Source organism: Micromonospora sp. PRAS1 (assembly GCF_059553435.1).
Genome location: NZ_JCANNB010000035.1, coordinates 1 through 26699 on the forward strand (window position 1 = coordinate 1; position 26699 = coordinate 26699).

At 70.7% G+C, this 26699-nt stretch carries 24 protein-coding genes; 6 read left to right on the top strand and 18 right to left on the bottom strand.

Annotated features, from left to right (window positions below):
• Window positions 1–215: 215 nt before the first annotated feature.
• The 3 genes from AC507J_RS25590 to AC507J_RS25600 form a co-directional block, all read right to left on the bottom strand.
• Window positions 216–2033: a family 43 glycosylhydrolase gene (locus tag AC507J_RS25590; protein ID WP_496291816.1), complete on the bottom strand. Its 1818-nt coding sequence runs from the start codon at window positions 2031–2033 to the stop codon at window positions 216–218.
• A 112-nt stretch (window positions 2034–2145) separates the two neighbouring features.
• On the bottom strand, window positions 2146–4074 hold the full coding sequence (locus AC507J_RS25595; RefSeq protein ID WP_496291818.1) for an alpha-L-fucosidase: 1929 nt from the start codon (window positions 4072–4074) through the stop codon (window positions 2146–2148).
• A gap of 88 nt (window positions 4075–4162) precedes the next feature.
• Window positions 4163–5554, bottom strand: coding sequence for a glycoside hydrolase family 43 protein (locus AC507J_RS25600; protein WP_496291820.1), 1392 nt, complete (start codon window positions 5552–5554; stop codon window positions 4163–4165).
• A 276-nt stretch (window positions 5555–5830) separates the two neighbouring features.
• On the opposite strand from AC507J_RS25600, the gene AC507J_RS25605 reads away from it, so the two are divergent.
• Window positions 5831–6025: a hypothetical protein gene (locus tag AC507J_RS25605; RefSeq protein ID WP_496291822.1), complete on the top strand. Its 195-nt coding sequence runs from the start codon at window positions 5831–5833 to the stop codon at window positions 6023–6025.
• Window positions 6026–6142: 117 nt separating this feature from the next.
• Complete coding sequence (locus tag AC507J_RS25610; protein ID WP_496291824.1) at window positions 6143–6682, top strand: hypothetical protein; 540 nt, start codon at window positions 6143–6145, stop codon at window positions 6680–6682.
• 88 nt (window positions 6683–6770) lie between these two features.
• On the opposite strand, the gene AC507J_RS25615 is transcribed toward AC507J_RS25610, so the two are convergent.
• The 10 genes from AC507J_RS25615 to AC507J_RS25660 form a co-directional block, all read right to left on the bottom strand.
• Window positions 6771–8381, bottom strand: coding sequence for a DHA2 family efflux MFS transporter permease subunit (locus AC507J_RS25615; RefSeq protein ID WP_496291826.1), 1611 nt, complete (start codon window positions 8379–8381; stop codon window positions 6771–6773).
• A 133-nt stretch (window positions 8382–8514) separates the two neighbouring features.
• Window positions 8515–8847 carry a CU044_2847 family protein gene (locus tag AC507J_RS25620; protein WP_496291828.1) on the bottom strand — a complete coding sequence of 111 codons (333 nt, stop codon included), beginning with the start codon at window positions 8845–8847 and terminating at the stop codon, window positions 8515–8517.
• 3 nt (window positions 8848–8850) lie between these two features.
• Window positions 8851–10212, bottom strand: a complete 1362-nt coding sequence (locus AC507J_RS25625) for an ABC transporter substrate-binding protein (RefSeq protein WP_496291830.1) — start codon at window positions 10210–10212, stop codon at window positions 8851–8853.
• A complete protein-coding gene (locus AC507J_RS25630; protein ID WP_496291832.1) occupies window positions 10209–11315 on the bottom strand; it encodes a GlnX family signal transduction membrane protein in 1107 nt (368 codons plus the stop codon). The genes AC507J_RS25625 and AC507J_RS25630 overlap by 4 nt, the downstream gene beginning before the upstream one ends.
• Window positions 11312–12757: a VWA domain-containing protein gene (locus tag AC507J_RS25635; protein WP_496291834.1), complete on the bottom strand. Its 1446-nt coding sequence runs from the start codon at window positions 12755–12757 to the stop codon at window positions 11312–11314. The genes AC507J_RS25630 and AC507J_RS25635 overlap by 4 nt, the downstream gene beginning before the upstream one ends.
• A gap of 27 nt (window positions 12758–12784) precedes the next feature.
• Window positions 12785–15031, bottom strand: a complete 2247-nt coding sequence (locus AC507J_RS25640; protein WP_496291836.1) for a serine/threonine-protein kinase — start codon at window positions 15029–15031, stop codon at window positions 12785–12787.
• The gene (locus AC507J_RS25645) at window positions 15028–16689 is read right to left on the bottom strand and encodes a S1 family peptidase (protein ID WP_496291838.1); all 1662 of its coding nucleotides are present in this window, start codon (window positions 16687–16689) and stop codon (window positions 15028–15030) included. The genes AC507J_RS25640 and AC507J_RS25645 overlap by 4 nt, the downstream gene beginning before the upstream one ends.
• Before the next feature lie 21 nt (window positions 16690–16710).
• Window positions 16711–17340, bottom strand: coding sequence for a TetR/AcrR family transcriptional regulator (locus AC507J_RS25650; protein ID WP_496291840.1), 630 nt, complete (start codon window positions 17338–17340; stop codon window positions 16711–16713).
• 41 nt (window positions 17341–17381) lie between these two features.
• The gene (gene sugE / locus AC507J_RS25655) at window positions 17382–17699 is read right to left on the bottom strand and encodes a quaternary ammonium compound efflux SMR transporter SugE (RefSeq protein WP_496291842.1); all 318 of its coding nucleotides are present in this window, start codon (window positions 17697–17699) and stop codon (window positions 17382–17384) included.
• A 17-nt stretch (window positions 17700–17716) separates the two neighbouring features.
• The gene (locus tag AC507J_RS25660; RefSeq protein ID WP_496291844.1) at window positions 17717–18457 is read right to left on the bottom strand and encodes an SDR family NAD(P)-dependent oxidoreductase; all 741 of its coding nucleotides are present in this window, start codon (window positions 18455–18457) and stop codon (window positions 17717–17719) included.
• 153 nt (window positions 18458–18610) lie between these two features.
• On the opposite strand from AC507J_RS25660, the gene AC507J_RS25665 reads away from it, so the two are divergent.
• Window positions 18611–20182 carry a sigma-70 family RNA polymerase sigma factor gene (locus AC507J_RS25665; RefSeq protein ID WP_496291846.1) on the top strand — a complete coding sequence of 524 codons (1572 nt, stop codon included), beginning with the start codon at window positions 18611–18613 and terminating at the stop codon, window positions 20180–20182.
• 131 nt (window positions 20183–20313) lie between these two features.
• Window positions 20314–20643, top strand: coding sequence for a hypothetical protein (locus AC507J_RS25670; protein ID WP_496291848.1), 330 nt, complete (start codon window positions 20314–20316; stop codon window positions 20641–20643).
• 8 nt (window positions 20644–20651) lie between these two features.
• Here the strand turns inward: AC507J_RS25670 and AC507J_RS25675 are convergent, their stop codons facing one another.
• The 3 genes from AC507J_RS25675 to AC507J_RS25685 all read right to left on the bottom strand — a co-directional run bounded on the left by AC507J_RS25675 (window position 20652) and on the right by AC507J_RS25685 (window position 23820).
• Window positions 20652–21506, bottom strand: coding sequence for a DUF72 domain-containing protein (locus AC507J_RS25675; protein ID WP_496291850.1), 855 nt, complete (start codon window positions 21504–21506; stop codon window positions 20652–20654).
• Between the two features lie 128 nt (window positions 21507–21634).
• Window positions 21635–22441 (bottom strand): hypothetical protein, encoded by an 807-nt coding sequence (locus tag AC507J_RS25680; RefSeq protein ID WP_496291852.1) that lies wholly within the window; start codon window positions 22439–22441, stop codon window positions 21635–21637.
• Window positions 22442–22572: 131 nt separating this feature from the next.
• Entirely contained in the window at window positions 22573–23820 is a 1248-nt protein-coding gene (locus tag AC507J_RS25685; RefSeq protein WP_496291854.1) for a ricin-type beta-trefoil lectin domain protein, read from the bottom strand.
• Window positions 23821–24021: 201 nt separating this feature from the next.
• Between AC507J_RS25685 and AC507J_RS25690 the strand changes: the two genes are divergently transcribed.
• Window positions 24022–24735: a Clp protease N-terminal domain-containing protein gene (locus tag AC507J_RS25690; RefSeq protein ID WP_496291856.1), complete on the top strand. Its 714-nt coding sequence runs from the start codon at window positions 24022–24024 to the stop codon at window positions 24733–24735.
• A gap of 4 nt (window positions 24736–24739) precedes the next feature.
• Here the strand turns inward: AC507J_RS25690 and AC507J_RS25695 are convergent, their stop codons facing one another.
• Together AC507J_RS25695 and AC507J_RS25700 are read right to left on the bottom strand one after the other, a co-directional pair.
• Entirely contained in the window at window positions 24740–25258 is a 519-nt protein-coding gene (locus AC507J_RS25695; RefSeq protein WP_496291858.1) for a hypothetical protein, read from the bottom strand.
• A 122-nt stretch (window positions 25259–25380) separates the two neighbouring features.
• Complete coding sequence (locus AC507J_RS25700; protein ID WP_496291860.1) at window positions 25381–25563, bottom strand: DNA repair protein; 183 nt, start codon at window positions 25561–25563, stop codon at window positions 25381–25383.
• 281 nt (window positions 25564–25844) lie between these two features.
• Here AC507J_RS25700 and AC507J_RS25705 point away from each other — a divergent pair, with 281 nt between their 5' ends.
• Entirely contained in the window at window positions 25845–26504 is a 660-nt protein-coding gene (locus AC507J_RS25705; protein WP_496291862.1) for a GNAT family N-acetyltransferase, read from the top strand.
• Window positions 26505–26699: the final 195 nt, after the last annotated feature.

A 26699-nucleotide genomic window follows, 5' to 3' on the forward strand; every position in this document is an offset into this window, starting at 1 on the left:
CGTCGCGGTCACGACGGCGAAGCCGCCGGCCGCGACGACCGCTGCCGTCACGGCGGCGAGCCCGGACGACCAGCGACGTCTTCCTGGAGAGGCGGGACGGGCCTCTTCCTCGACCTTCATGGATCAACTCCTTCAATCGAGGCCGCGCGGGCACCGCCCGCGCGGCCTTGCCGGTTGCCGGCGTCTGGTGGTGGCGTCGGCATGGTGTGGGTTGTTCAGGCGCGCGACCACTGCATGCTGTTCGCGGTGGTGCACGTGCGCTGCTCCAGCGCAGCCCCGGCGGTGGTCGAGCCGCCGACCACGTTCAGGCACTTGTTGCTGTTGACGTTGACCAGGTTGTAGTAGCCGTTGCCGGCCGACCGCCAGGTGAAGACCTGGTTGAGACCGTCGTGGCAGCTGTACTGGATGACCTGGGCCCCGTCCGCGGTCGAGAAGTTCATGATGTCGATGCACTTGCCGCTGTTGACGCTCTGCAGGCGGACGTTGCCGTTGCCGGCGTCGAGGAAGCGCCACTGCTGCCAGGGGTTGCCGTTGCTGGTCCACTGCCCGATCACGGCCAGGTCGTTCATGTTTGGTGACTGCACGTCGATCACCTGACCGCTGTTGCGGTTGATGATCCGGTACGACGACGGCGTCGGCGTGCCGCCGCTGCTGAACTGCCACCAGTCGAAGTTGAACAGGTTGCCCGAGCCGCCGGTGAAGCGCAGGTACAGGTCACGGGTGCCGCTCGCCCCGCTGATCGGGCAGGAGGTGTCGACCCAGTTCTGCCAGCCGCCGGTACCCGACACCCGACAGGTGCCGACCAGCGGACCGGTCGCGCTGTCCAGGCGTACCTCGATGTTGCCGCCGGCGGCGGCCGAGGCCACCCGCGCGGTGAAGGAGGACGCGCCGGTCCCGAAGCCGACGCCCTTAACCTTGATGTAGTCGCCGTTGTCGATCGACCAGACGTTCATGCTGCCACTGCTGGCGCGCTCGGTCTCGATGCCGGAACCCCAGGCGATCGTCTCGGCTTCCTGCCGCACGTACGGGTTGAGGGTGCCGACCTGCGGGGCACCGGCGGTGGTCATGTTCATCGACGGGATCGTGCCGTCGGCTCGATAGGTGAACTTCTCCACCGCCACCGAGCGGGTGAAGCCGCCGCCGCCGGGAAGCGCGCCGTTGTGATAGAAGAAGTACGATCCGCCGGCGAAATCGATGATGCCGGGATGGTTGGTGAAGCTGCTGCCCTGCCGGGGCATCACGGTGCCGCGGAAGGTCCACGGGCCGGTGGGCCCGGGAGCGGTGGAGTAGGCGATGTACTCGCCGCAGCACTCCGCGGCCCAGATCATGTAGTACGTGCCGTTGCGCTTGTAGACCCAGGGCCCCTCTTCGTAGAGGGTGGGCCGGCTGGGGTTGCCGGTGCGGGTGCCGAAGCCGGCGGTGGTCAGCGGGATCTGGGTCAGGCCGCCCGAGTACGAGATCATGTCGCTGTTCAGGCGGACGTACCACAGGTTGGGGTTGCCCCAGTAGAGGTACGCCTGGCCGTCGTCGTCGATGAACGCGTGCGGGTCGATCTCGGCGTTCTCCAGCAGGGGCCGGCCCAGGGCGTCCCGGAACGGACCGGTGGGGCTGCTGGACACGCCCACCCCGATGGCCATCCGACCGGTCGCCCGGTTCTTCACCGGCACGTACCAGTAGAACTGGCCGTTGCGTTCGATGACGTGGCCGGCCCAGGCGTCCGCGCTGGCCCAGCTGAACGTGGCCAGGTTCATCGGCACGCCGTGGTCGGTCCAGTTCACCATGTCCGAGGAGGAGAAGACCCGCCACTCGCGCATGGTGAAGTACGTCGAACCGTCCTCGTCCCGGCCGGTGTAGACGTAGACCCGGCCGTTGTGCACCAGCGGTGCCGGGTCGGCGGTGTAGATGTGCTGGACGATCGGGTTGTCGGCCTTGGCGGGTTCGGCCGGCAGCACCGCCACCAGGGCGGCGCAGACACCCAGCAACAGGGCGAGTAGGCCCCGACCGGTGCGGGGGGTCGCGAAGGATCTGTTCATGGTTGCTGTCTCACCTCGTCGTTACTCGGAGGGATGTAGGAAATCGAGGGCCGCCACATCGCCGCTCGGTACGACAATCGCGGCGCGGGCGGGTTGGGCGATGCTTCGTTCGCTACGAGGGGATGAGCTGCCACTGCTGCTGCGGAAGACCGCTGTAGGTGAGCTGGGTGATGTTGGCACCGTTGGCGGTGCTGCCACCGGCGACGGTGAGGGCCCTACCACTGAGCCGATTGGTGAACAGGTAGTAGCCGCCGCCCACCGGTGTGATCGCCCAGTGCTGCTGGGGGACGTTGGCGTCGGCCCAGAGCGCGACGTTGCCGTTGTCGTCCCGGGAAAGCCCCGCGACCTCCATCAGCTTGCCGCTGTGCACGCCGCGGACCTCGAAGTACCCGTCACCTGTGGACTCGAAGGTCCACCTCTGGTTGTTGGCGCCGGCCCACTGCCACTGGTGGATGTTGGTGCCGTCTGCCGTGCCCACCCCCGACACGTCGACGGTGCCACCGCTGTGCCGGGCGACGATCCGGTAGCTACCGGTGGTGATCGGCAGCCGGGAGACCAGGGCCGGCCTGGCGGTGCGACCCCCGATGCGCAGTTCGCTGACGTTGGCGTAGCCGCCGGTGGCGGCGTTGATTTGAAGCCGCACGAAACCGGCGTTGCGGGGGGACCACTCGGCCACCTTGTAGTTGACGTCGCCGGCCCAGCTGCCGCTGGTGGCCTGGCTGAAGGTGACCCCGTCGGTGCTGGTGAAGATGGTGTACGAGGTGATGTCGCCGTTGCCGCTGCTGCCGCGGCTCAACTGCCTGGGCAGATACTCAAGCGTGGAGATGTTGCTCCACACTCCGCCGAGGTCGATCGTGATCGACTGTGGCAGGGCCGGTCCGCCGTAGGTCGACCAGCACGACTGGTACCACACGTTGTGGTGTCCGTCGATGGCGTTCAGCGGCCCCTCGCCCGCGCGGAAGCTCGTCGCGTACGCGTTGACCGGGGTGACCGGGTACTCGGCGCGCAGTGGCTGGGGTGGCAGCGGCGGGCGGTTCGGGTTCGGGTTCCAGGCCCGGCCGACCTCGGCGAGCCGGTTCACGATGTTGGTGTCCAGCACCCCGTTGCGGTTGGGCGGGCAGTTGAGGATGAACGAGGTGTACTTGGGCTCCAGGTCGGCCAGGTGCTCCAGGATCGACGACAGGCTCATCGGGTTGTTGACGGGCGTCGACGGGTGCCAGAACCAGCCGTTGCTTATCGTCTGCCCCTGCAACGCCGCGTAGGTGTTGCCCGCCGGTGCCCGGACGCCCAGCGGCTCCTCGAAGAAGATCGCGTCGCCGATCATAGGCTGGGTCAGCCCACCGATGTCGATCATCGCGCAGTCCGGTTGCAGCGACCGCACCAGGTTGCGGACCTGCTGGTACGGCACGTCCTGCTGGCCCATCTGCCAGGTCCACCCGTCGGTGAACAGGATGTCGATGGGGCCGTAGTTGGTAAGCAGTTCGCGCAGCTGATTGAGGATGAAGGTGATGTCGCCGGGCACGATGAACTGGTCGGCCGGCACGCTGTGATGGGTGTCGTACGCCTGCACGTCGTAGCTGCGGTCCCAGATCGAGTAGTACAGACCGACTCGCAGGCCACGGGCACGGAACGCGTTGACGTACTGCGCCACGATGTCCTGCCGGTAGGAACTGTTCATCACGTTGTAGTTGGTGTACGCGGTCGGCCACAGGCAGAACCCGTCGTGATGCTTGGCGGTCAGTACGCCGTACCGCATCTTCGCCGAGACCGCGGCGTCGGCCCACTGGCCGCAGTTGACGGTGCTGGGGGCGAACCGGGTCGGGTCCTGGCGGGGGGTGGCCCACTCCTCGTCGGTGAACGTACCCATGTTGAAGTGCAGGAACATGCCGAACCGCAGGTTGACCAGGTTCTCCAGGATGCTCTGCGGTGTGGCCGCGGCCGCCGGCGCCAGCAGGCCGGTCGGCAGCGGTAGCGTGGTGGCGGCGGTGCCCAGGGCGGCGGCGGCGAGCAGGTTCCGACGGGACAGTCTTCCAGGGGACAATGAGCCCATTGCTCCTCGATTCCTGGCAGGCTGGCAGGCCCCGGAACGGGGCCTGCCAGCGGGCGCCGGGTGGACCCGGCACTGGTAACTACGAGGTGACGCGGAAGGTCGCGTCCTGGCGGTCGGACGCGGCGGAACTCGCGCTGAGCTGGTCGATGCGCAGGACGTAGCCGGCGTGCCGCAGGTACCGGTCGGGGAAGTTGTACGACCGGAACGACGACCACGAGCTGTCGGCCAGGCCGGCGGTGCGGTAGAACGTGGCGTCGGCGCGGAAGGTGGCGCTGCCGTCGTTGGCGGCGAGCTGCGCGACGTAACCGCTGTGCCGGATGTAGTTGCCGGGGCGGTTCACCGACTCGAAGGAGACCGCGGCGGAGTCGGCCAGGCCCGGCACCATCCGCCACAGCTGGTCCTGGTGCGGGTCGAACGGGTACGGGTCGATCCGGATGGCGCTGTTGCTGTGCCGGACGAAGTAGTCGGGGAAGTTCGAGGACTTCAACCGGACCCAGTTCGGCAGGCCCCACCGGTTGACCGCGTTGTTGTACTCGGCGTCGGTGATCCCGACGATCGAGCCGTGCTTGGAGTTCAGCGGCGGGGTGTAGTCGCGCTGGTTCGCCACCACCCACGAGTTGGTGCCGACGTTGCTGTTGGACCAGAGGTACATGTCGTTGTTGATGGGGCCGAACGAGTCACCCCAGAGCCACCAGCCGCTGCCGTCGTTGCGCGGCACCAGGTGCGCGCCCTCGATGGCGGTACCCTGCCGCAGCCCACTGGTGTAGGTGGTGAAGCTGTTCGGCGCTCCGGTGTTGGACCGGGAGACGTACAGGTTCCCGTCGGCGAGGTTCTTGTAGACCATGTACGTCACGCCGCCGCTGACCCGGATGTCGGCGTCGAGCACCGGGAATCCGGGGCTGAAGTAGGTCTGCGGCGCGCTCACCGTGCGGAAGTCGCTGGTGTAGTTGATCAGGAACAGGTCGGTGGTGGTGTTCGACGAGTAGACGATGCCGTACTGGCTGCGTGCGGCGTCCCAGAAGACCGTAGGGGCCCAGGTGTGCACGTTGCTGTAGGTGTGCATCCGGAGCAGGCGGTACCCGGTGAAGCTGGACAGGTCCGTCGAGTCCCACACGTGCAGGTACTGGCTGTTGCGGCCGAAGTTGAGCCCGCGCAGGTCGGTGGCGATGACGACGAAGGTGCCGTCCTGCTTGCGGTAGATGTACGGGTCGCGCAGGCCGAGGTCACCCTGGGTCGGGGTGACGACGGGGTTGTTCTGGTTCAGCGGGCTCCAGTTGAGACCGTCGCGGCTGACCGCGAGGTGCAGGCCGTAGTTGGAGGCGGACTGGTTCGGCGTCTCGGTGAAGTAGACGTTCAGGTACGCCGTGTTGGTCGCCGCGGAGGCGGACCCGGGGCTGATCGCCAGCCCGGTCGTGGTGAGCGCGCCGGTGGCGAGCGCGCCCAGGGTGAACTGTCGTCGGGTTAACGGCATGGTGGTGACCTTTCTGGCTGCGGTCGTGCGCTCGACCAGAGGCGACAGCGGTGTGACCTCCCCATACAGAGGCCATCAAGGGCATCCGAGGGGATCGATGTGAGCGTTAACATACTCTGCTGTTAACAGGCCCGCAAGACAGCCGTAAATGGTCTGACGTACGACGAAAGCGAGTCGAGGTGGCGCGTGCACGCCTGTCGAGGTTGCGCGGGCGTGCCTGTCGAGGTTGCGCGGGCGTGCCTCCGGCTGCCCGAAATCCGATGTCCGGGTCGAACCGTGGTGCGTACCGCGCCCGGCGTAACCGTGGAGTTGCCGTACCGATCGCTCGCCGCCGATCAGTCGGACCCCGGGGCCTTCGCTGACTTCACCGCCGCCTACGGCTGGGATGCTGCCTCCTGGCCGAGGTTCGATGAGCTGTTGCCCGGCCAGAAGCACACTCTGAACTGGCGTGATTTCACACTGAAATATTGATTTCACTCTGAAATCAGCGTCCCGACGACCATCGCTCCCGTTGGCCAGCCAGGTGTCTCAGGCGATCATCCGACATCGAGCCGCTCCAACCCAGTCGCGGGTACGCTGAACTCTGCCATGCGTACGAGACGGTTGATTCTGGTGGCGGCCGGCGTCCTGGCCGTGGCCGCCGGGTGCGCCGGGCAGCCGGCGGACCGGGCGTCGACCCAGTCTCGGGAGCTGCTGGCCGCTCCGACGACAAGCGTCGCTGAACCAGCACGAGAACTGTTGATCCGCGACGCCGAGCGGAGCTATCCCACCGATTCGTACGCCGGGCTGAGCGTGGCGGGGGCGGGGTTCGTGGTGCACCGGGTGCCCGTCGCAGGGGTGAACGAGTTCGACGCCGGACTACGTGATCGGCATCCGGAGTTCCGGCTCACCTTCGCCGACGCACGACACCCTCGCGTGCTCCTGCACGAGGTCGCGGAGCGCATCGGGACGGACCTCGCGTACTGGCGTGGGGAAGGGGTTGCCGTCGCGGCGGTGACGCCGCGCGCCGACGGATCCGGGGTCGAGGTCATGGTCGGCCAGGTCAGCGCGGAGTTGGCCGCCACCATGCGGGCGCGGTACGGGTTTCCGGACCTCACCTTCAGCGCGGGCGGGATAGCTCCCGCCTGACGGGCGCGGATCACCCCGGGGATGAGGCGTCACCCGGGGACGAGGGGGCCGGTGGACGGTGTGTCCGGCCGGCCCCGACGACCGGGGATCAGTGGACGATGACCGGGGTCTTCGGCTGCTCGCCGGGGCTTCCCCCGGGCTGGTCGTCCAGCAGGTGCGAGCGTTCCCGCCGACGCGGCAGGAACGCGGCCGGGATGAGCGTGAGCAGGACCAGGCCGAAGGCCACCCAGAACGTGGTGGCGAACGAGCTGGCGGCGAAGTCGAGCCCGCGCTCGATAAGCGACGGGTCGGGGAGTTGCTGGGCGAGTTCGGGTTGCTGCTGGGCAGCGATGGCCAGCCCGGCCTCGCTGACCGGCTCACCGTTCGGGCCGGTCACGCCGGGGATCTTCGGCGAGCCGTTCAGCTCGTTGGTCAGGATCACCGACATCACCGCGGCACCGACCGAGCCGCCGATCTGCTGAAGGATGTTCAGCAGGGTGGTGCCGCGAGCCACCTCGTGACCGGTGAGGGTCTTCAGCGCCGAGGTCATGATCGGCATCATGGTGCCGCCCATGCCCAGGCCCATCACGAAGAGCGAGCCGCAGAGCAGCAGGTACGAGGTGTTCGCGTCGACCTGGGTGAAGGTGAACATGCCGGCGACGATCAGCAGCAGCGCGAAGGGCACGGTGCGGCCCACCGGCACCTTGTCGGCCAGCACGCCCGCGATCGGCATGGTGAGCATCGCGCCGATGCCCTGCGGCGCGATCAGCAGACCGGCGTGCAGCGTCGACTCGCCGTGCACCTGGAGGAAGTAGCTAGGGAAGAGCAGGCCGGCGCCCATGAACGCGATGATGAAGACGAACATGGTCACCGCCGCGACGGTCAGCCTGCGGTTGCGGAACAGCCGCAGATCGAGCAGCGGGTGCTGGGGCTTGAACGAGTAGCGGACGAACGCCACCACCAGCGCCGCGCCGACAAGCATCGGGCCCCAGACCTCAGCGTCGGCGAAGGTGCCCGTCTCGGGCAGCGTGGAGACGCCGTAGAGGAACAGGGCGAGGCCGGGGGAGAGCATCAGCATGCCGACGAAGTCGAACGACTCGGACGGCTCGGGGCTGTCCTTCGGCAGGGCCAGTTGCGCGTAGACCAGCGCGACGATGCCGATCGGCAGGTTGATCAGGAAGATCCAGTGCCAGCTCGCCACGTCGATCAGCCAGCCACCGAGGATCGGACCGCTGATCGGGCCGAGCAGCATCGGAATGCCGAGGACGGCCATCAGTCGGCCGATCCGGTGCGGGCCGGCCGCCCTGGTCATGATCGTCATGCCGATCGGCATGAGCATGCCGCCACCGAGACCCTGGAGGACCCGGTACGTGATGAGCTGCCCGATCGTGTCGGCGGTGGCGCAGAGGCCGGAGCCGATTGTGAAGAGCGCCAGCGCAATCATGTAGAGGCGTTTCGTGCCGAACCGGTCGGCGGCCCAACCACTTATCGGGATCACCGTGGCCAGCGCCAGCGTGTAGCCGGTCATCGTCCAGGCGACGCGGGCGTACGAGGCGTCGAACTCGCTCTGGAATGTCGGCAGGGCGACGCTGACCACCGTCACGTCGAGGATCGACATGATCGCGCCGAGCACCACGACGCCGGCCACCTTGAGCACGGCGGCGTCGAGCTTGTTCGATGTCGCGACCGGCGGCGGTGCCGCGACGGGTTGCTGTGTCACGAGGTCTCCTGAAGTCGGATGTGACCGGGGATCGGTGCCGGTGGTGGCGTGGCGCCCAGGCAGATTAATCACCGCCACCGACAGTGCGCCGCCGGTTTACCGACCTACCGACGGGTTTGACGGGTGTTCCTCGTCACGGGCTGGGCGTGGCCGGGGACCGCTGCCACCGCACGGTCACCTCGAACTGGCCCTGGACCCCGGTACGCGCGATCACGGCGTTCGCGTCCGCGGTCAACTGCACCCCGAACTTGATCTCGATCTCGTCCGGCCGGTGGGCCATCGACTGGAACTGGGCGAGCGCGACGGAGGCGGCGTCGCGTACCTCCGCCAGGGCCCGGTCGAAGGTCACCCGCGCGTCCTGGACGACCTTGCCCGCGTTGCCGGCCTGGGTCACGCCGGGCTTGCCGTCGACCTCGACCACCACCGAGCCACCGGAATCAAGCTGGAATCGGCGCAGCTGGCTCATCTCTCATGCCCCTTGTTCGTCCGTCGGCGGTGCTGCCGGATCGCAGCCCAGGTCCATCCACTCGGTGCGCGGAACCGTGCCGGCGACCGCGTCGAGTTCGGTAAGCAACGCGTCCAGACGGTCGGGCTGGTGCAGATAGACCAGCACCGCCCGCTCGAAGGCGGTGGCCACGGCGGCCGGTAGCAGGTCCGAGCCGTCGCGGCAGAGCATCCCGGTGCCGAGTCGGGCCGCGATCCGGCCGATCACCGGGTCGGCGTCGGTGGCCGGCTGCGCCCGGCGGCTGAAGAACAGCCCCTCGCTTGACTGCCGCCAGATCTGTTGGGCGCGCTCCGAGGCCAGGTAGGCCATCAGCTTCCGGGCCGGCTCGGTGTCCTGGAACATCGCGGCCACATCGTCGGAGACCTCCTGGAGTGACGAGGTGTCCGACGATCCGATCGGCGGCATGGGGAAGAAGTCGAATCGACCCGGCTCGACGTCCGGCAGGGACCGGTAGTTGCGGACCACGAACGAGCCCTGATGGTCCAGGTGGCAACCGGGTGGCGAGCTGAACAGCCCGGCCCCCGCCTCCAGCCAGGTGGCGAAGAGCGCGGCCCGCGCCGCGTCCCGGGACGCGACCGTCTGCAACAGCTCACCCCAGGCGCGCCAGGCGTTGCGGACCGGCTCGGAGCGCCAGGCCAGCTCGCCCCGGGTCCACTGCTCGTACGTCTGCTGACCGGACTGGTGCAGCAGGATGTCCTCGATCCAGTCCGTACCGGGCCAGCCGCTTACCGGTGGCGAACTCATCCCCAGGCACCAGGAGACCCGAGCGTCGGAGCCGATGGCGACCAGCTCGTCCCAGCTGGTCGGCGGCTCGGGATGGCCGATCTCGGCCAGCCGGGACGGGTCGTACCAGAAGACGCTCTTGAGGTGGGTGGCGATGGCGACCGCGTAGACCTGTTTCTGGCCGACCGGTCGGCCGTCCGGTTCGGCCCGGCCGGCGATGCGGATCAACTGCGGCCCGGCGCCCGGGTCCCCGGTCAGCTCGGCGATCCCGTCCAGCGGGCGCAGCGCCTCCTCGTTGACGTAGCGTTGCAGGTCGTTGAGGCGGGGCACGATCGCCACATCGGGCGGGCGCTGCCGCTCGATCCCCGCCTGGAGCACCTGACTGACGTCCCGGTGGCCCTGGTAGTCGGCACGGATGCCGGTCTCGGCCTCGAACCCGTCGAGCACCGCGCGGAAGACGGCCTGCTCCTCGCCCGTCCAGGAGCCGAGGACGGTCACCCGCCCGGCCGGCTCGGCAGCGGAGCAGCCGACCAGCCCGGCGCCGACCAGCAGCGTCGTGACCAGGGCCAGCGCCGTTTCTGAGGTACGTCTGCGGTTGGTCATGTCGACAGATGTCCGTATTCCGCCAGGCGGGGCTGGAATCCCGCGAGTACCAGCACCGCGATGCTGAGGGCCAGCACCGGCAGGACGAACTCCACCGAGCGGCTGTCGGCCGCCCGGTCGGCGCGGGCCATCGTCTCGGCCTCCAGCGCGGCGGAGCCGCCCGGTGTCCCCGCCGGAGCGGCCTGGGCGTCGGCGTCGAGCGCCGCGAGGACCGGCTCGCACGCCTTCGGGCACTCCTTGCGCACTTCGGCGGCGAGTCGCTCGGCAGCCTCGGCACCTACCTCCTGAACCTGCTGTAGCCGGCTGTCGTGGACGGACTGGATGTCCCGCCCGACCTGATCCAGATGTGTCGCCGAGCCGAGACTCAGCGAGGTCAGCCAGACCATCACCAGCGTCGCCGCCGTCGCCAGCAGGAGGGGGACGTTCACCGTCCGCCGGAACCGGCGGGACAGGTAGCCCTGTGCCAGCACCAGCAGTGCGCCGAGGATGAGCACCGGCAACAGCCAGGCGACCGCTGTGAAGCGCTGCGTCCAGCCGGCCTCCACCTGCTTGTCCAGGACGGCCAACTGCTTCTCCCGCAACGTGTCGAGCAGCGCCAGGATGTCGTTCAGCAGGCTTGTCGCGTCGCGCAGCGCGGCGGCGCCGAGCGCCCGCAGGCCGGCGTCCCGGTAGCGCGCGTCGGCCTGCCCGATCAGCCCCGTGTACGTGACCAGGAGAGCCTCGATCGTCTGGATGTCCCGGGTGCCGGCGTCACCGGCCGCGTTGTTCTCGGCCACCAGGGTGAGGTACTGGCCGGCACCGGCGATCTGGCGCTGGTACTCCACCCCCGGCCCGCCCAGGACCGTCCCGCCGTCGGCGAGGTTGCGTACCGCCGCGGCGTGTGCGCTGCGCAGCGCGTGCTGCGCGTCGTGCACGGCGAGGATCGCCGGCACCGACCGGTTCGCCGCCGCGTCGGCCGTCCGGGCGACCCCGAGGAAGACCGTCAGGCAGCCGACCAGGGCGATCACCGTGCTGGCGAGCAGGGCCATCCGCAGGCGCAACAAGGTACGCCGGGTGGTGCTGACGCGCCGGGCCGGCGGTCGGGGAGTGTCGACCGCCGTCACGTCCCCGCCCGCCTGGCCGGATCAACGGTGCCCAACTCGGCGTTGCAACGCTCGCAGTACTCCGCGTCGGATGGCGACGGCCAACCACAGTCACCGCAGAGGCGGTGTGCCTCCGGCGGCCCGTGCTGCGCCGGTGGGCGTGGTGGTTGGTCGGGGTGGAGCGTCTGGCTCGACATGACGGAGCTGACGTGGACGTCCATCCGGCTGAGATTCTGCTTCAACCGGACCAGCCCATCGGGCTCGATATCGACCAGGTACCGCAGTTGCCTGAGCGCCGGCTCGTCCCGTGTCCGGGTGGCCAGCTCGACCGCTCGGCTCCACTGGGCATGGGCCTCGATCAGGTCGCCCCGGTCGTACGCGTCGCAGCCGGCGTTGATGGCCTGGCGTACGCCCTCCTGCCCGGTCACCTGGGAGACGTCGGAGTCGAGCCGGGCCGACTTCACCAGGTCATCGGTCCAGTTCACAAGCACCGTGGCGGAGCCGGGCCGCACCTGCCCACCGACCATCAGGTCGACCCGGGCGGCCAGACGATCCTCGTCCAGGATGCCGTCCGGCGCCGTGACGTCCAGGCGCAGGTGGAAGTCCCGGCGCTCCGCGCCCCACGATCCGGTGGCGAACTCCACCGTCCGCTCGTCGACCTCGTCCGCCTGCTCGCTGAGATCCATCAGGGCGGGTCTGGCCTGCTTGAAGAAGCCCACCCGGGAGTACGGCAGGGTCTGCACCCGGATCCGTACGTCGGGTTGCAGTTTGGCCAGGGCGGCGCGGATCGTCTCCCGGAAACCCGCCTCCAACTCGGCCGGTCGGCGTACCGCCTCGGCGGTGCCGTTGAGCACGGTGGCGATGCGGATCAGGTCCCGGGGACGCCATCCGTCGCCGATGCCCCGGGGGTCGCAGACGAACCTGCCGGCGCAGGTCTGCAGCACCCGCTCCAGTTCCTCCTGGGTCTCGTGCTGGTTGATGCCGTCGGTGAGCAGCAGCACGTGACAGATCGCCGAGGCGTCGGTGGGCAGCAGGTCTCGGGCTGCGGCCAGCCAACTGCCCATGGCCGTCCCGCCGCTGGCGCTGAGCCGGGCGACGACCGCCTTGGCCCGTTTCCGGCTGGCCGCCGAGGCGACCGCCAGCCCGGGCTCGGGCGGGTAGACCACCCGGGCCCGCTCGGTCCCCTCGACCACGGCGAACCGGACCCCGTCGGGCAGTACGTCGATGGCTGCTGCGGTGGCCTGGCGGGCCGCCCCGATCTTCGTGGGTGGATCCGTCATCGACCCGGAGCAGTCGATCACCAGCACCTCGGCCAGTTGCGACGGATCCGGCCCGGTCGCCTGGTCATCCCCGTCGGTGGCCCGTCGCCCGGTGACCGAGAGGATCGCGTGCATCGCCGTGCCGCCCACCGGCAGATACTTGTTCTGGTTGACCTCCAGGCTGAACTCCAAGCCGGCGTTCACTGATCACGCTCCCCTCCAGATCGGTCCTCACCATCGGGTCCGGGGCCGTACCGCATTGGCCCGGTCGATTAGCACGTTGTGCTCCTCGGCCTGGTGGGCCTGTTGGGCGAGGGCCCGGTACGACCGGTCCAGCAACTCGCGGATGCCACGCTCGGTCGGCGGCGTGCCGAGCACCCGGCCCCGGACCAGGCCGGTGGCCTTCCCGGAGCGGATCAGGTCGAGCGCGACCTCCCGGATCGCCGCGGTCAGCCGGTCGCGGGACTCGCCGTGCCGCTCGCCGCCGTCGAGGTGCAGGCTTGCCAGCCGGCGCACGGCCGCGCTCAGGTCGTCGGCGGTGGGCAGCGCGGGTGCGGCGGACGATCCGCCGGCCAGCCGGGACGAGAGCACCCGCACCGCGGCGATCCGCGCGGCGTCGTGGTGTCGGGACAGCGCCGGAACCTCGTCGAGGATGGCGACGGCGCCGGCCCGGTCGAGCGCCGCCAACCGGAGCCGGGCCAGCCCGAACGCGGCGCTGGCCTGGAACGGGTCCCGCCGCCAGACCGCGGCGTAGAAGCGGGCCGCTCGCGAGCCGTCGCGAAGCCGCTCGGCGCAATAGCCCAGGGCGAGCTTGGGAGCGATCTCCCCCGGGATGTCGGCGTAGACCGCGTCGAACTCGCGGGCGGCTTCGTCGATCCGGTCCTCGGTCAGGGCGATCAGCGCCCGGTGCCAGGCGAGTCGCCAGTCGGCCGCCGCCCGCGTCCCGAGCAGCGCCTCGGCGTCGGCCAGGGCGGCCGCGGCCGAGCGGGGATCGTCCAGTTCGAGGTGGGCCCGGACCCGGCGCAGTGCGACCTCGACCGACTCCTGCGGCACGGTGGCCAGCTTGTTGAGCAGGCTCTGCGCGTCCGGCGCGTCGATCGTGCCCAGTTCGCCGGCAGCCGGGTCGTCCGGGTCGGGGCGCGGCACCGGCAGGCCGAGCGCCACCACCGGGGCTGCGGGACAGCCGTGATCCAGCACGGCGCCGTCCTGCTCGCCGGTCCAGGTGTGCAGTGGCAGGACCACCCCGAGGCCCGCGTCGAGCAGCCGGGCGGCGGGCTGGAAGAGCGAGATGGGCTCGGCCTGGCGCTGGTCCGGTGCGCCGGCCAGGATCTCCCGTAACACCCCCAGCAGTTGCTCGGACATTTCCCGGGCGGTGGCGAACCGGCGATTCCAGTCGGGGTGCGTGGCGCGGTCGACGAGCCGGTGGAACGACTCGACGCCCAACGCGTCGTCAGCCGCGCCGGGGGTGTCCGGCCCGGGCGTGCGGTGTGCGAACAGCTCCGCCAGCGTCCGGCCGAGGGCGAACAGGTCGGAGCGCGGGCTCGCCCCCCGGGTCTGGAGTTCCTCCCTGCCGACCATGAAGCCGGGGGAACCGACGAGCCCGGCGTGGCCGCCGTCGTCGCGGCGTACCCCACCCAGGTCGATCACCTTTATCCGGTCGGCGGTACGCATCACGTTGTCCGGCTTCATGTCCGTGTAGAGCAGGCCGCGCCGGTGCAGGTAATCCAGGGCGGCCAGGATCTCGTGGCCGTACGCGAGGATGTGGTCAAGCGGCAGCGAGACATCCGGCTGCCGTGGGTCCTTGGCCGCTTTGAGCAGGCTGCGCAGCGACATGCCGTCGAGGTAGTCCATCACGATGTAGCCGGTCGGACCGGCGACCGGGTCGTCGTGGATGGCGAAGTCGATGCTCCGGACGATATTGGGATGATCGAGCGAGTTGAGGAACCGTCGCTCCTGGACGGCAGCCGCGAGTGCCATTTCGTCGTTGGCGTGCAGCACGCCCTTCAGCGCGACCTCGATGTGATCCTGGTGGGCGTCCCTGGCCAGGTAGATCCAGCCCTGGCCACCCCGGGCCAGGCAGCGCACCACCTCGTAACGGTCGGCGACGACCGCGCCGGGGCCCAGGCCGGGCAGGAACCGGAACGGGGTGCGGCAGAGTGGGCAGAAGCCCTCGTCCAGGCCGGGTCGGCCGGCCCGGCTCCGACCGACCGGATGTCCCTTGGCGCAGAAGCGGTCCTGCTCCGGCACCCGCAGCGGCTGCGTCGCCGCCTGACCGGGAGAGAAGGTCAGCACCGGCAGGGAGACGAGGCTGGCCACCAGCCAGCTGTCCTGCTGGGCTGACCGGGACGCCGCCAGTTGCTCCGGCCGGTCGACCGGCACCGAAGGGGACGCCGGGGGAGCGGGCGACAGCCCGCAGCGGTCGCAGTAACCGGCGTCGACGGTGCCGGTGCAGCCGATCGTCCGGGTGCAGCTGCTCAATGCGCACCCCGCTCCGAATCACCCGTGATCCGGTCCACGAGCGCCTCGCTGTATCGCCGCACCGCCGCGTCGGCGGCCACCAGGTCGCACTCGCCGCCGAGGAGCAACTCGTGCGCCCGACGGTAGATCGGGCTCAGCAGAGGGTCCTCGGAGAGGCCGTGACGGATCGCCTGGGCGAGAAAGCCGTCGAGTCGGCCGGACACCTCGGACCAGCTCTCCCGCAACGTGACGAGCTGTTGCCGCACCGCCTCGGCCTTGCGTAACGCCCGGTCGGTCGCCTGCTCGGCCACGGCCAGGTCGGTGGCGAGCGAGTCAGCCGCACCGGCTGCGGCGGCGGCCCGCAGCGTGGTGAGCAGCACCCGCAGGTCGGTCGCCCGGGACGGGGCGGGCGGCGCGTCGGCCACCAGCGCGGCGACCTTGCGGTGCGCGCGGTGGGCCGCCTCCTCGGTGGCCTGAAGACTGGCGACACGGCGCGCCAGCAGGGTGATGCGCAGCGGTACCGACTCGCTGCGGAAGGTCAGCAGCAGTCGCAGGCCACGCGCGGGTGCCTGGTCCACCATGGGAAGCACCACCGTGGAGAGCAACTTCTCCGGATCGTCGGCCTCGTCGATGTTGTTGATGATCAGGGCTTGCGGCGGCGTCTCGAAGGTCTGGCCGCTGCCGCCGTCGGCCACGCCGGCCCAGTCGGCGATCCGCTGGGACACCTCCCGGGTGCTCTTGCCCGCCACGTCCACGGCCAGGTCGATGCTGCCCACCGGCAGCAGGGCGGCCCGATCGTCCGGGCCGTTCGGCGGGCCGGCGGGCGGGCGGAACTCCCGGCTGGAGGAGATGGCCGCCTGGCGCACCGCCGCAGCGGTGCCGGAACCCGGATGGCCGAGCACCAGGATCAGCACGTTGGCGAACCGCCGTTGATCGAAGAAGTCAGTGAGCCGACTGACGATCGACGGGTCCGCCGGACTGTGATCGAGCCGCAGGAAATCGCGGTCGACCGAGGGCTCGCCGGAGACCCAGGCGCGGGCCGGCGGGAGGTAGCGCAGGATCGTCTCGACCGGAATCATCCAGGACAACCCGCTGGCCGGGGCCCGGCCGGCGACGGCGAACTGCTCGCCGTCGCTGTTGTCGTAGGCGCTGACCACCATCCCGACGACGTGACCGGTGGTCGCGTCGACCACCCCCGCGCCGCTGAAGCCCTGGACGATCTGGGGGCCGGTGGTCTCCGAATCCATCTGGACCCACTCGCGACCCGCACCGGCCGGCCCGGCGAGCCTGGCCCGGACGTGCAGGCCGTGCTCCACTGTCTCCGGAAAGCCACACACCACGACCCGGCGGCCCCACGGCCGCACCCGACGCAGCGGTGCGAACGGGCCGCGCGACAACGGCACCGCCAACTCGAGCAACGCGACGTCGCCGCGCCCGTCGTCGCCGGGCGGGGCCCAGCAGCCGGGCACGACCCGGGCCGAGACCGTCGGGGTGCCCGGTTGACCGACGAGGTCGACGTCGACCGGGCCGTCGGGCGCGGTGCCGGTGGTCCCGCCCGCGTCACGGATGACGTGTGCGCAGGTCAACACGTGGCGTTCGTGCACCGCCATGCCGGCGCCGACAACCCCGTGCGGGCCGCGGATGCGGACCGGCCACGGCTCGCCGCCAACGTCGATCACCTTGCTCAGGGTAATCGAGAGCTACCGAAATCGTTGTCCCGTGATCGGGTCGGAAACCAGTCCGTCCCAGGCGGCCATGGCCCAGTCGACGATGCCGTCGAGTTCGTCCGCGGTGGCTCCATCCCGGGCCTGTACCGCCATGCCCTGCGCGACCGCCCCGACGAATCGGGCGAGCGATTCGGGCGCCACGCTCCCCGGCAGGTCGCCCTCGTCGACGCCCCGGACGATCCTGCGCCGGACCTCGGCGATGTCGCGTTCCCGGCACTCGGCTAGGAAACGCCCCACCGCGTCGGACTCGGGCACGTTGCCGGCCCCGGCGAGGACCACCAGGCAGCCGGTCGGGCTCGCCGGGTCGGTGTAACTGCGCGCATGGTGGCGCAGCATGGCCTCGATCGAGTCCCGGGCGGTGCCGTCACCGTTCAGCGCCGCCTGCGGTCCCCGCCCCTCGGTGGTGTTGTAGAGGTCGACCGCCTCCCGGAACAGCGCCTCCTTGCTGCCGAAGGCGGCGTAGAGGCTCGGCGCGTTGATGCCCATGGCGGCGGTCAACCCGGCCATCGAGGCGCCCTGGTAGCCGTGGCGCCAGAAGACCTCCATCGCCCGCCGCAACGCCACGGCCCGGTCGAAGGCGCGGGGCCGACCTCGCTTCGCCATCCGGGTGTCACATCTCCTTCCCGCCCCTGGGGCTCGGTGGCTCAGTCTTCCACCAGCCGCAGCCCGATGATCCCCGCGACGATCAGCCCGAGGAAGAAGAGCCGGGCGGCGCCGAGGTCCTCCTGCATGGTGACCACCCCGGCGATGATGACGCCGACGGCGCCGATGCCGACCCAGATGGCGTACGAGGTGCCAACCGGGAGACTCTTCATCGCCCAGGCCAGCAGGAAGAAGCTCGACGCCGCGGTGGTGACCGCCAGCACCGAGGGCCAGAAGCGGGTGAACCCGTCGGTGTGCTTCAACGCGCTGGCCCAGACGACCTCGAGCAGTCCGGCCAGGACCAGGGCGAGCCAGGCCATGGATCCCCTCCCCATCGTCACGCGGCGAAGCCGCCGTCGACGGCGATGGCGGTGCCGGTGATGTAGCGACCGCCCTCGCCGGCGAGATGGCTGACCGTCGCCGCGATCTCCGCCGTCGCCGCGTACCGCCCGAGGGCGGTGAAGGCGCGCTCGTGCTCCGCGCCCTCGCCGTCGGCCGGGTTCATGTCGGTGTCGGTGGAGCCGGGATGGACCAGGGTCGCGGTGATCCCCCGGGGCCCCAGGTCGCGGGCCAGGCCCCGGGTCAGGCCGAGCAGGGCGCTCTTGCTCATCGCGTAGAGGCTGACCCCGGCGTACGGCACCCGCTCGGCGAGACAACTGCCGATGCTGATGACCCGTCCACCCGTTCCCATGTGTCGTACGGCTGCCTGGGTGGCGAGGAAGACCCCGCGTACGTGCACGGCGAGGGTGTGGTCCAGTTCGGCGAGGCTGACCTCCTCGACCGGCCCGTACGGGAAGATCCCGGCGTTGTTGACCAGGATGTCCAGCCGCCCCAACCCGGTGACCGTACGCTCCACCGCTGCGGTGACCGACGCGGCGTCCGCGCTGTCCGCTGCGATGGCCAGACCACGCCGGCCGACCGCCTCCACCTCCGCGATCACCCGCTTCGCGCGGTCCGCCGCGGCGCGGTAGGTGATCGCCACGTCGGCACCGTCCGTGGCGAGCCGGGCGGCGATCGCCGCACCGATGCCGCGACTGCCCCCGGTCACCAGCGCGACCTTGCCGTCGAGTCCCGTCATGCCCGACTCCTTTCTGTATCGATCGCTACAATATTCGGAACTGTAACGGAGGGAGAGCAGCCGAGTCCACACCGGTCGCCGCGCTCGTCACCCGATGCGCGAAGCCGTAGGGTGTCGTCGTGCTCGGCGGGACCCTTTCCTAGGCGGTGCGGGATGACGGTGACTGCGCACCACGCGCACCTCGTCGTCGCGGCGCAGGCAGGTGACCGGTCGGCCCGGGAAGCCCTGATCGCCGAGCACCTGCCGCTGCTGTACAACGTGGTCGGTCGGGCGCTCGACGGGCATTCCGACGTCGACGACGTGGTGCAGGAAACGCTGCTGAGGGTGCTTCGCGACCTGCCCGCCCTGCGCAGTCCGGAGAGCTTCCGGTCGTGGCTGGTGGCGATCGCGCTACGCCAGATCGCCACCCACCGGCAACGGGTACGCACCGCCGCCCACCGGGCCACGGCGGTCAACCCGGAGGAGCAGATTCCGCACGTCGGCAACGTCGAGAACGAGGCGATCCTCCGGCTGCACGTGTCGGACCAGCGCCGGCAGGTGGTCGAGGCGAGCCACTGGCTCGACCCGGCGTACCGGCCACTGCTGTCGCTCTGGTGGCAGGAGTGCGCCGGCCGGTTGAACCGCAGCGAGGTGGCGGCGGCGTCCGACCTGACCGTCGCCCATGTCGGCGTGCGCCTGCAACGGATGCGGGAGCAACTGGAGCTGGGCCGGACCATCGTCGCCGCGCTGGCCGCCGAGCCGCGCTGCCCGCAACTGGCCGCCACGGTCCAGGGCTGGGACGGCCACCGTACGCCGGTCTGGCGTAAGCGGATCACCCGGCACATCCGCGGCTGCCCGACCTGCACGGCCCCGGCCGAGGGGCGGGTCGCCGCCGAGCGGTTGCTGCTGGGCATCGCACCGCTGGCGGTGCCGGCCGGGCTGACCGCCGCGCTGGCCGCCAAGGGCGTACTGGCCGGAACAGCGACCGGCGCACCCGTGCTGGCTGCCGCCTACCCCGCCGCCGCCGGAACCGTGCCGGGAGTGTCCCTGCTCGGCAAGCTCAGTCAGGCGGTGGCGGCCCATCCGCTGGCGAGCGCCGCCGCCGGCGCGGTGCTCGTCACCGGTACCGCGGTCGTCGCCGTCCAGCCCGGCCCGGCACCCGCCCCGCCGCCGGCCGCCGTCGCGGCGCCCACCCCACCCGTCGAACGGCCCGTCCCGCCCAGCCCGACCGCCGTTCCGCCCAGCCCCGCACCGAGTTCGGCGGCCAGTTCCGCGCCGACGGCGACGCGGTCGTCCGTGCCGGCGGGCACCATACCGTTGGGCACCTGGTCGCTGGAGTCGGTCGAGCCGCAGGGCCGGTACCTGACCGTCGACGGCGAATTCGCCGCCGCCGGCGTGGTGCGCGCGGCCAGCGGGCCGGACGTCCGGCAGCGGGCCACCTTCACCGTCAGCCGGGGGCTCGCCGACGCCGACTGCGTCACGCTGCGCGCCGCCGACGGCCGCTACCTGCGGCACTCGAATCTCCGGCTCAGACTGAGCCCGGACGAGGGCACCCGACTCTTCCGCGAGGACGCCACCTTCTGCCCCCGTCCAGGGGCGGTCGGCAACTCGGTGACCTTGCAGTCGCACAACTACCCGGCTCTGGTGGTGCGCCATCGCGACGGCGGGTACTGGATCGACGTCTCCGACGGCACGAGCACGTTCGGCGCCGAGAGTTCCTTCGTCGTCCGTACTCCCTGGGCCTGATCGCGACTCCCGGGGCCTGATCGCGGCGGCCCGTCGCCCACGATTTTTCGCGGAGTTGGGGGATATTTTCGTTATCCGGGCCGTGGCCGGAATGCCTCCTATTGCGTGAGGCACCAACTGTCCGGCCACCGATGAGTGGAAAACCCCCGCCACCCGTCCACCTGTCCGCGTCCGGTCTGGGAGACCATCTGCCGGTACGGCCCCTGTGGCTGTGCCGTCGGTGCCGGCATCCGTGGCCCTGCACGCAGGCGAAGATCGCCATGCTGGCCGACTACGGCGACAGCACGGTCAACCTCTCGCTCTACCTGGCCGGCTGGCTCCAGGTGGCCCTCGACGAACTGCATGAACTCGATCCCAGCGTGACCGGCAGTGCGGCGGACATGTTCGACCGCTTCCTCGGCTGGCACACTCGGCTGAGCCGCTGCTACCGGGTTACCAGAGGCGATGCCGGAGGCTACTGAACCGCTGCTCAGAACAGGGTGGTGGGCTCGACCGGGATCGGCTCGGGCAACGGCGCCAGGTCGGGCACGCGGGCGCGTACCTCGGCGTGGAAGCGGCGGGCCAACGTGGGTGCGTCGGCGTTGTCCGGGGTGTGGATGAAGACGGTCGGCGAGCGGCCCTCGCGCAGCCAGCCGGCGGTGACGTCGAGCCAGCGCTGCCAGCCCGCCACGGTCCGCTCCGGGTCGTCGCGGCCGAGGTACCGGACGATCGGCCGGTCGGTGAGCGCGACATCACGCAGCGGCAGCCGGGGCTTCTTCGTCCAGGCGTCCCGCTCGGCGTCGCTTGTCGGCGGCGTGGCGAAGAACGCCGTGGTGTCGAAGGGAACCCACTCGGCGTCCACGGCGCCCAGCGCCGTCGTCAACTCCCGCGCGCAGTGCGGGTCGGTGAAGAACGCGGGGTGGCGGACCTCCACGGCCCGCCGGTGGGTGCCGGGCAGCCGGCGCAGGAAACGAAGCAGCGAGGGTACGTCGGTCGGGCCGAACGATCCGGGCAGTTGGACCCAGAGGGCGTGGGCGCGGGAACCGAGTGGCTCGATCGCGTCCAGGAAGACCCGCATCGGCTCGGCGACCTCGGTGAGCCGGCGCTCGTGCGTGACAACCTTCGGCAGCTTGACCACGAACCGGAAGTCCGGGTCGGTCTGCCGGGCCCACGATTCCACCGTCTCCCGGGCCGGCGTCGCGTAGAAGGTGGTGTTGCCCTCGACCGCGTCACACCAGCCGGCGTAGTGCCGCAGTCGCTCCTGCGGCGGCAGCGGGTGCGCGAGCAGCCGCCCCTGCCACGCCTTGTGCGTCCACATGGCGCAGCCGACGTGCAGCCGCTTCACCGGCACCCCTTCCACACCCGCTCGACGCCGGGTCGTTCGCCCTGGCGCGCAGGGTGCTCGCCGCGGCGCCCGGCCGGACCCGACGTACCGTATCCGGCCGCCCGGTGCCGGCGGACGCGGCGGGGTGGTCAGCGGCTGGCGTCGGTGCGATCGACGGTCAGGGTGGCGACCCCCGCGCTCGCGTCGATGTCGTAGCGATCCGTCGCCGCCGGCCATTCGGGCGGGGTGAAGGTGGTGCCGCCGGCCACACCGGAGTGGACGGTGCCGTCGACGGTGACCGAGCCGGCCCCGCCGCCAACCCGCACCTGCACCGGCCCGTCGCTGGCCCGTCGCACGATGACCTGGTTCGCCCCGCCGCTGAGCAGGGTGCGCAGGGTGCCGTCGGCCGGCGGGAGGTCCAGCTCGATCCGGTGCGCGCCGGCGGTCAGCTCGACCCCGTCGAGTCGGGCCGTACGCAGGTCGAGGTGCTGTTCCTTGGCGCCGCCGTCGAGCCGGACGTGCCAGCGCACCGCCTCGTGCAGCACCACCTCGACCAGCGCCGGGCCGTCCCGGTCGGTGTCGCGCAGGCTGGTCAGCACGCTCTCGTCGGAGACGGAGACCGTGGGACGGATGCTGGAGTCGCGCGGCGTGGCGACGCGGTAGGTCTCCTCGCCCAGGTCGGCGGTGCGTAGCCGGATCACGTCGGCGCCGTCGAGCAGCACGAAGGTGGCCGCACGCAGGTCGGTGGCGGCGCTGACGACATGGCCGTCGCGGCCGTCGCCCCGGACGCTCACCCAGGTCCAGCTGGCAACCACCACCATCACCAGGACCAGCAGTAGCGCCGCGGCGAGCCACCACCACCGTCGCCGGCTGGTCGGCCGTGGCGGTGGTACGTCGTACACGTACTGCTGCACCGGCACGAAGTCCAGGTCGATCGCTGGCGGAGCCTTCTCCATGTCGCCTCCCGCACCTTGTGACCCCAGCGGGCTACTACCCATCGGGTCCGTCACCGACTCTTACGGCCCGGAGGCCGCCGGGGCTCACCGCCGGCCGGCGGTGAGCCCCGGAGCACGGGTGCCGGGCGCGGTCAGGCGCGTGACCACTTCTGGTTGGCGGTGCCGGCGCAGTCCCACAGTTGCAGCCGGCCACCGTTGTTCGGGTTGTTGTCGCGTACGTCGACACAACGGTTCGCGCTCAGGTTCACCAGGTCGCCGGCGGCGTTGAGGGTGAAGCGTTGCGCCGGGTTGCCGTTGCAGGTGACCAGGTTGACCTCGGTGCCGTTGGCGGTGCCGGCCCAGGCCGGGTCCATGCACTTGCCCATGGCGCGGACGGTGCCGTCGGCGGCGAAGGTCCACGCCTGGGCGGCGGTGTTGTTGCAGTCCCAGATCCGCAGCGGCGCTCCGTCGACCGGGTTCGCGCTGGGGATGTCGATGCACCGGCCGCTCTGCTGACCCCGGATCCGGGTGGTGCCGGTGTTGCCGTCCGGCACGTAGCCGTGGACCCGGACGTAGTCGACAAGCATCTGCTGCGGGAACTGGGTCGAGCCGTCGGGGTAGCCGGGCCAGTTGCCACCGACCGCGACGTTGAGGATCATGAAGAAGGGATGGTCGAAGACCCAGCGGTTGCCGCCGAGCCGGCCCGGGTCGACCCGGAAGAACTCCTGGCCGTCGAGGTACCAGCGGATGATGTTCGGCTCCCAGTCCACCCGGTAGGTGTGGAACGCGTCGGCGAGCGGCTGCCCGATGGTGCGGCTGCCGGTGATCCCACCGCCACCTGAGTAACCCGGCCCGTGGATGGTGCCGTGCACGGTGTTCGGTTCCCGGCCGATGTTCTCCATGATGTCGATCTCGCCCGAGGCCGGCCAGCCGACGCTGCCGAAGTCGTTGCCGAGCATCCAGAACGCCGGCCAGATGCCCTGACCCCGGGGGACCTTGATGCGCGCCTCGAACCGGCCGTACGCCTGGTTGAAGGTGGCGGCGGTGAGCAGCCGGGCCGAGGTGTACTCGCACCGACCGTAGTGGCACTGGTAGTTGGCCGGGTTCTCCCGGCGGGCGGTGATGACCAGGTTGCCCTGCCCGTCATGCACCGCGTTGCTTGTGCTGTTTGTGTAGTACTGCCGTTCGTTGTTGCCCCAGCCGTGGCCGCCGATGTCGAAGCGCCACTTGGACTGGTCGACCGGCGTGCCGGCGGGCGCGTTGAACTCGTCCTGCCAGGTGAGCCCACCGATGGCGGCGGCGGCCGGTGCGGACTGCACCGGTAGGACGAGCGCGCTGGTGACGAGGGCCGCGGCGACGGCGGCGGCTGTCCGCCGGAGGCTGCGGGAGATGGCGTACACGATGGATCTCCTCGGGGGTGGAGGGACGGAAGCGCCGACGAGGGATGGGGGCAGCGAGCAGGGAGAGCGCTCTCCAAATCCGAGTCTGTCGATTTTGCGGGATTTAGTCAAGGTTGTTAACAGCGATCATCGGTGATGGTTGCCGCCCGTGATCGTCAACCTGGGGTTGACGACAAGGGTGCGTCAACCTAAAGTTGACGCATGACCGATCCCGTGCAGATGAGCAGCCCGGTCCGGCTGGACGATCTGATCCGGACCATCAAACAGGCCCACACCGACGCCCTCGACCAACTCACCGACGCCGTGTTGGTCGCAGACCACATCGGTGAAGTGGCCGACCATCTGATCGGCCACTTCGTGGACCAGGCCCGGCGCTCCGGGGCGTCCTGGACCGAGATCGGCCGCAGCATGGGGGTGAGCAAGCAGGCCGCGCAGAAGCGTTTCGTCGGCTCGGCGATGGACCCGCAGCAGGGCTTCCAGCGGTTCACCCCGCGGGCCCGCAACGTGGTGATGGCCTCGCAGAACGAGGCGAAAACCGCAGGCAGCGCCCAGATCACCCCGGCCCACCTGGTGCTCGGCCTGCTCGCCGAGCCGGAGGCGCTGGCCGCGAGGGCGCTGACCGCCGCCGGGGTGTCGGCCGAGGCGGTGCGGGAGGCGGCCACCGCCGCGCTACCGCCCTCGGTCGACGAGGTGCCCGACCTGATCCCGTACGACGCCGCCGGCAAGAAGGCGCTGGAGCTGACCTTCCGCGAGGCGTTGCGGCTCGGGCACAACTACATCGGCACCGAGCATCTCCTGCTGGCCCTGCTGGAGCAGGAGAACGGCGAGGGCGTGCTCAGCGGCCTCGGCGTGGAGAAGGCCGCCACCGAGGCGAACATCGCGGCGGCCCTGGCCAAGCTGCGGGTCTTCGAGTAGTCGATCAGGAAGCGGTGGGAAAGCCGTACCGGGCGGCGTGCTCCGGGTCGGCCGGGTCGATCTGGCGCAGCCCCACGTCGGCGAGGCGCTTGTTCACCTCGTCGAGCTGCTCGCGCACCAGCCGGGCCTCCTCCTCGGTGACCCGCCCCCGGTGCGGCTTACCGGCATGCTCGATCGTGCCGTAGTCGACCTTCTCGGCAGTGCGGCGGGCCTTGGGCGGGCGTACCCGCTCTGCCGTCTTCAGCAGCTGGGCCATCGGCGTGTCGGTGGCCATGGCGTCGAACTCGCTGGCGGTCAGTACCACCCGGCGGGGCTCGCCGCCGCCGTGCTGGTCGTGGATCTCGACCACCGCCACGTCCAGCGCGGCGTCGTCGATGGTCTCGATCTCGGTCGGCGTGGCGTCCAGCTGCACGGGCCCGGCCACCAGGTCAGGGTGCTCCAGGACGACGACGCGGACCGCCTCGTCGTCGGGGCGCAGCACCGTGCCGCTGAAGTCGGAGACGCGGATGGTCTTCTTGCCCATGGGTGCGGTAGCTCCTGTCGTAACCCGGTCGAGGGACCAGCAGACGTTACCCGACAGGTGTGCGAAAGCCGCCGCTGGCTCGCCGTCAGCGCATGTTTGCGAAAGCCCCCGCTGGCTCGCCGTCAGCGGGTGTTCAGGCGGTGCCGGGTGGCGGCGGCGGGCAGCTCGTTCAGCTCGTGCCAGGAGAGCCCGCCGGTTCGGTGGTCGCGGTACGGCGGTTGGGCCGGGAAGCGACAGGCGAGCGGACGGCCTCGCCAGATCTGCTCGGCGTCCTGCTGGCAGCGGTCGTTCGGCTCGATTGGCATGCCCCCACCGTTTCAGAGAAAGTTGTCCATGTATGGAAATGAATATGACGCTCGGTCGATGGATCAGGTTCCCGGGACGGTGTGGATGATCGCGAACTGGCAACCCGTTCGCGTCGTCGTGCACCTCTACCCGCCGGCTCAGCGCCTCAACCGGCCTGGTTAGGGCCGGTTGAACCGAGGTGTGACCGAGGGCCCCGCGCCGATCATCGGTCGGCGCCGCCGTACCCGGCCGTCGTACTGTGAGTGACGTCGGGTGGCAAGCGCGGCGCAGGAGGTGACGGATGCTCGACCGGCGACTCCACCTGCACCTGGCGACCTGGCTGGGGCAGTGGCCGGCCGGTCCGGGCCTGCACGTGGTGGGGTCGTGGCGGCGGGCCTGCCCGGCCTGGGACGGGCGGCTGCGGCCGGCCGTCGCGGTCCGCGCCGGGGCGAGCACGGTGCTCTCCGTGCCGCCGGACCGGGTTGCGGCCGTGCGCGAACTGGCCCGACAGCCGGACCGGTTGCTGCGCGCCCTGCCGGCGGCGGTCGGTCACCCCGGCTGGGCGATCCACGACGACGTGTTCCGGTGGAGTGTCGCGCCCACGCCACTGCCGGACGTGGGCGAGTGGATCCCGCCCGGCACCGCCGGACTCCCCTCCTGGCTGCGGCTGTTCGACCGGGCCGTGCTGGTGGTCCGCGACGACGAGGGCCGCTACCTGGCCGGGGTCGGAATCAAACGGCACGACCGGTACGGGCACGAACTGGCGGTGGGCACGGTGCCGGCAGCGCGCGGCCGCGGACTGGCCCGGCGGCTGGTAGCCCAGGCCGCTCGGCGGGTGCTTGACGAGGGTGCCGTGCCGACCTATCTGCACGGCCGGCGCAACGCCGCCTCCGCCCGGGTGGCGCAGGCGGCCGGCTTTCCCGACCGGGGCTGGCGCTCGTACGGGGTCTATCCCAGCTGACCGGGAGGCGGGGACGTGTTCGCACGTTCCTTGGCCCGGGGCTGGGGCCGGGCGCGGACCGTGGATCCCGGGCCGGATCCACGGTCCGCAGCCTTCCTCCCCAGGTCTACAGCGGGCTCGACCTCGATCACGCTACGTATTTGTTTGCTCCTCGGCAAGCTCCAAGCACCGGTTGAGCGCTGTCCAATAGCGGAC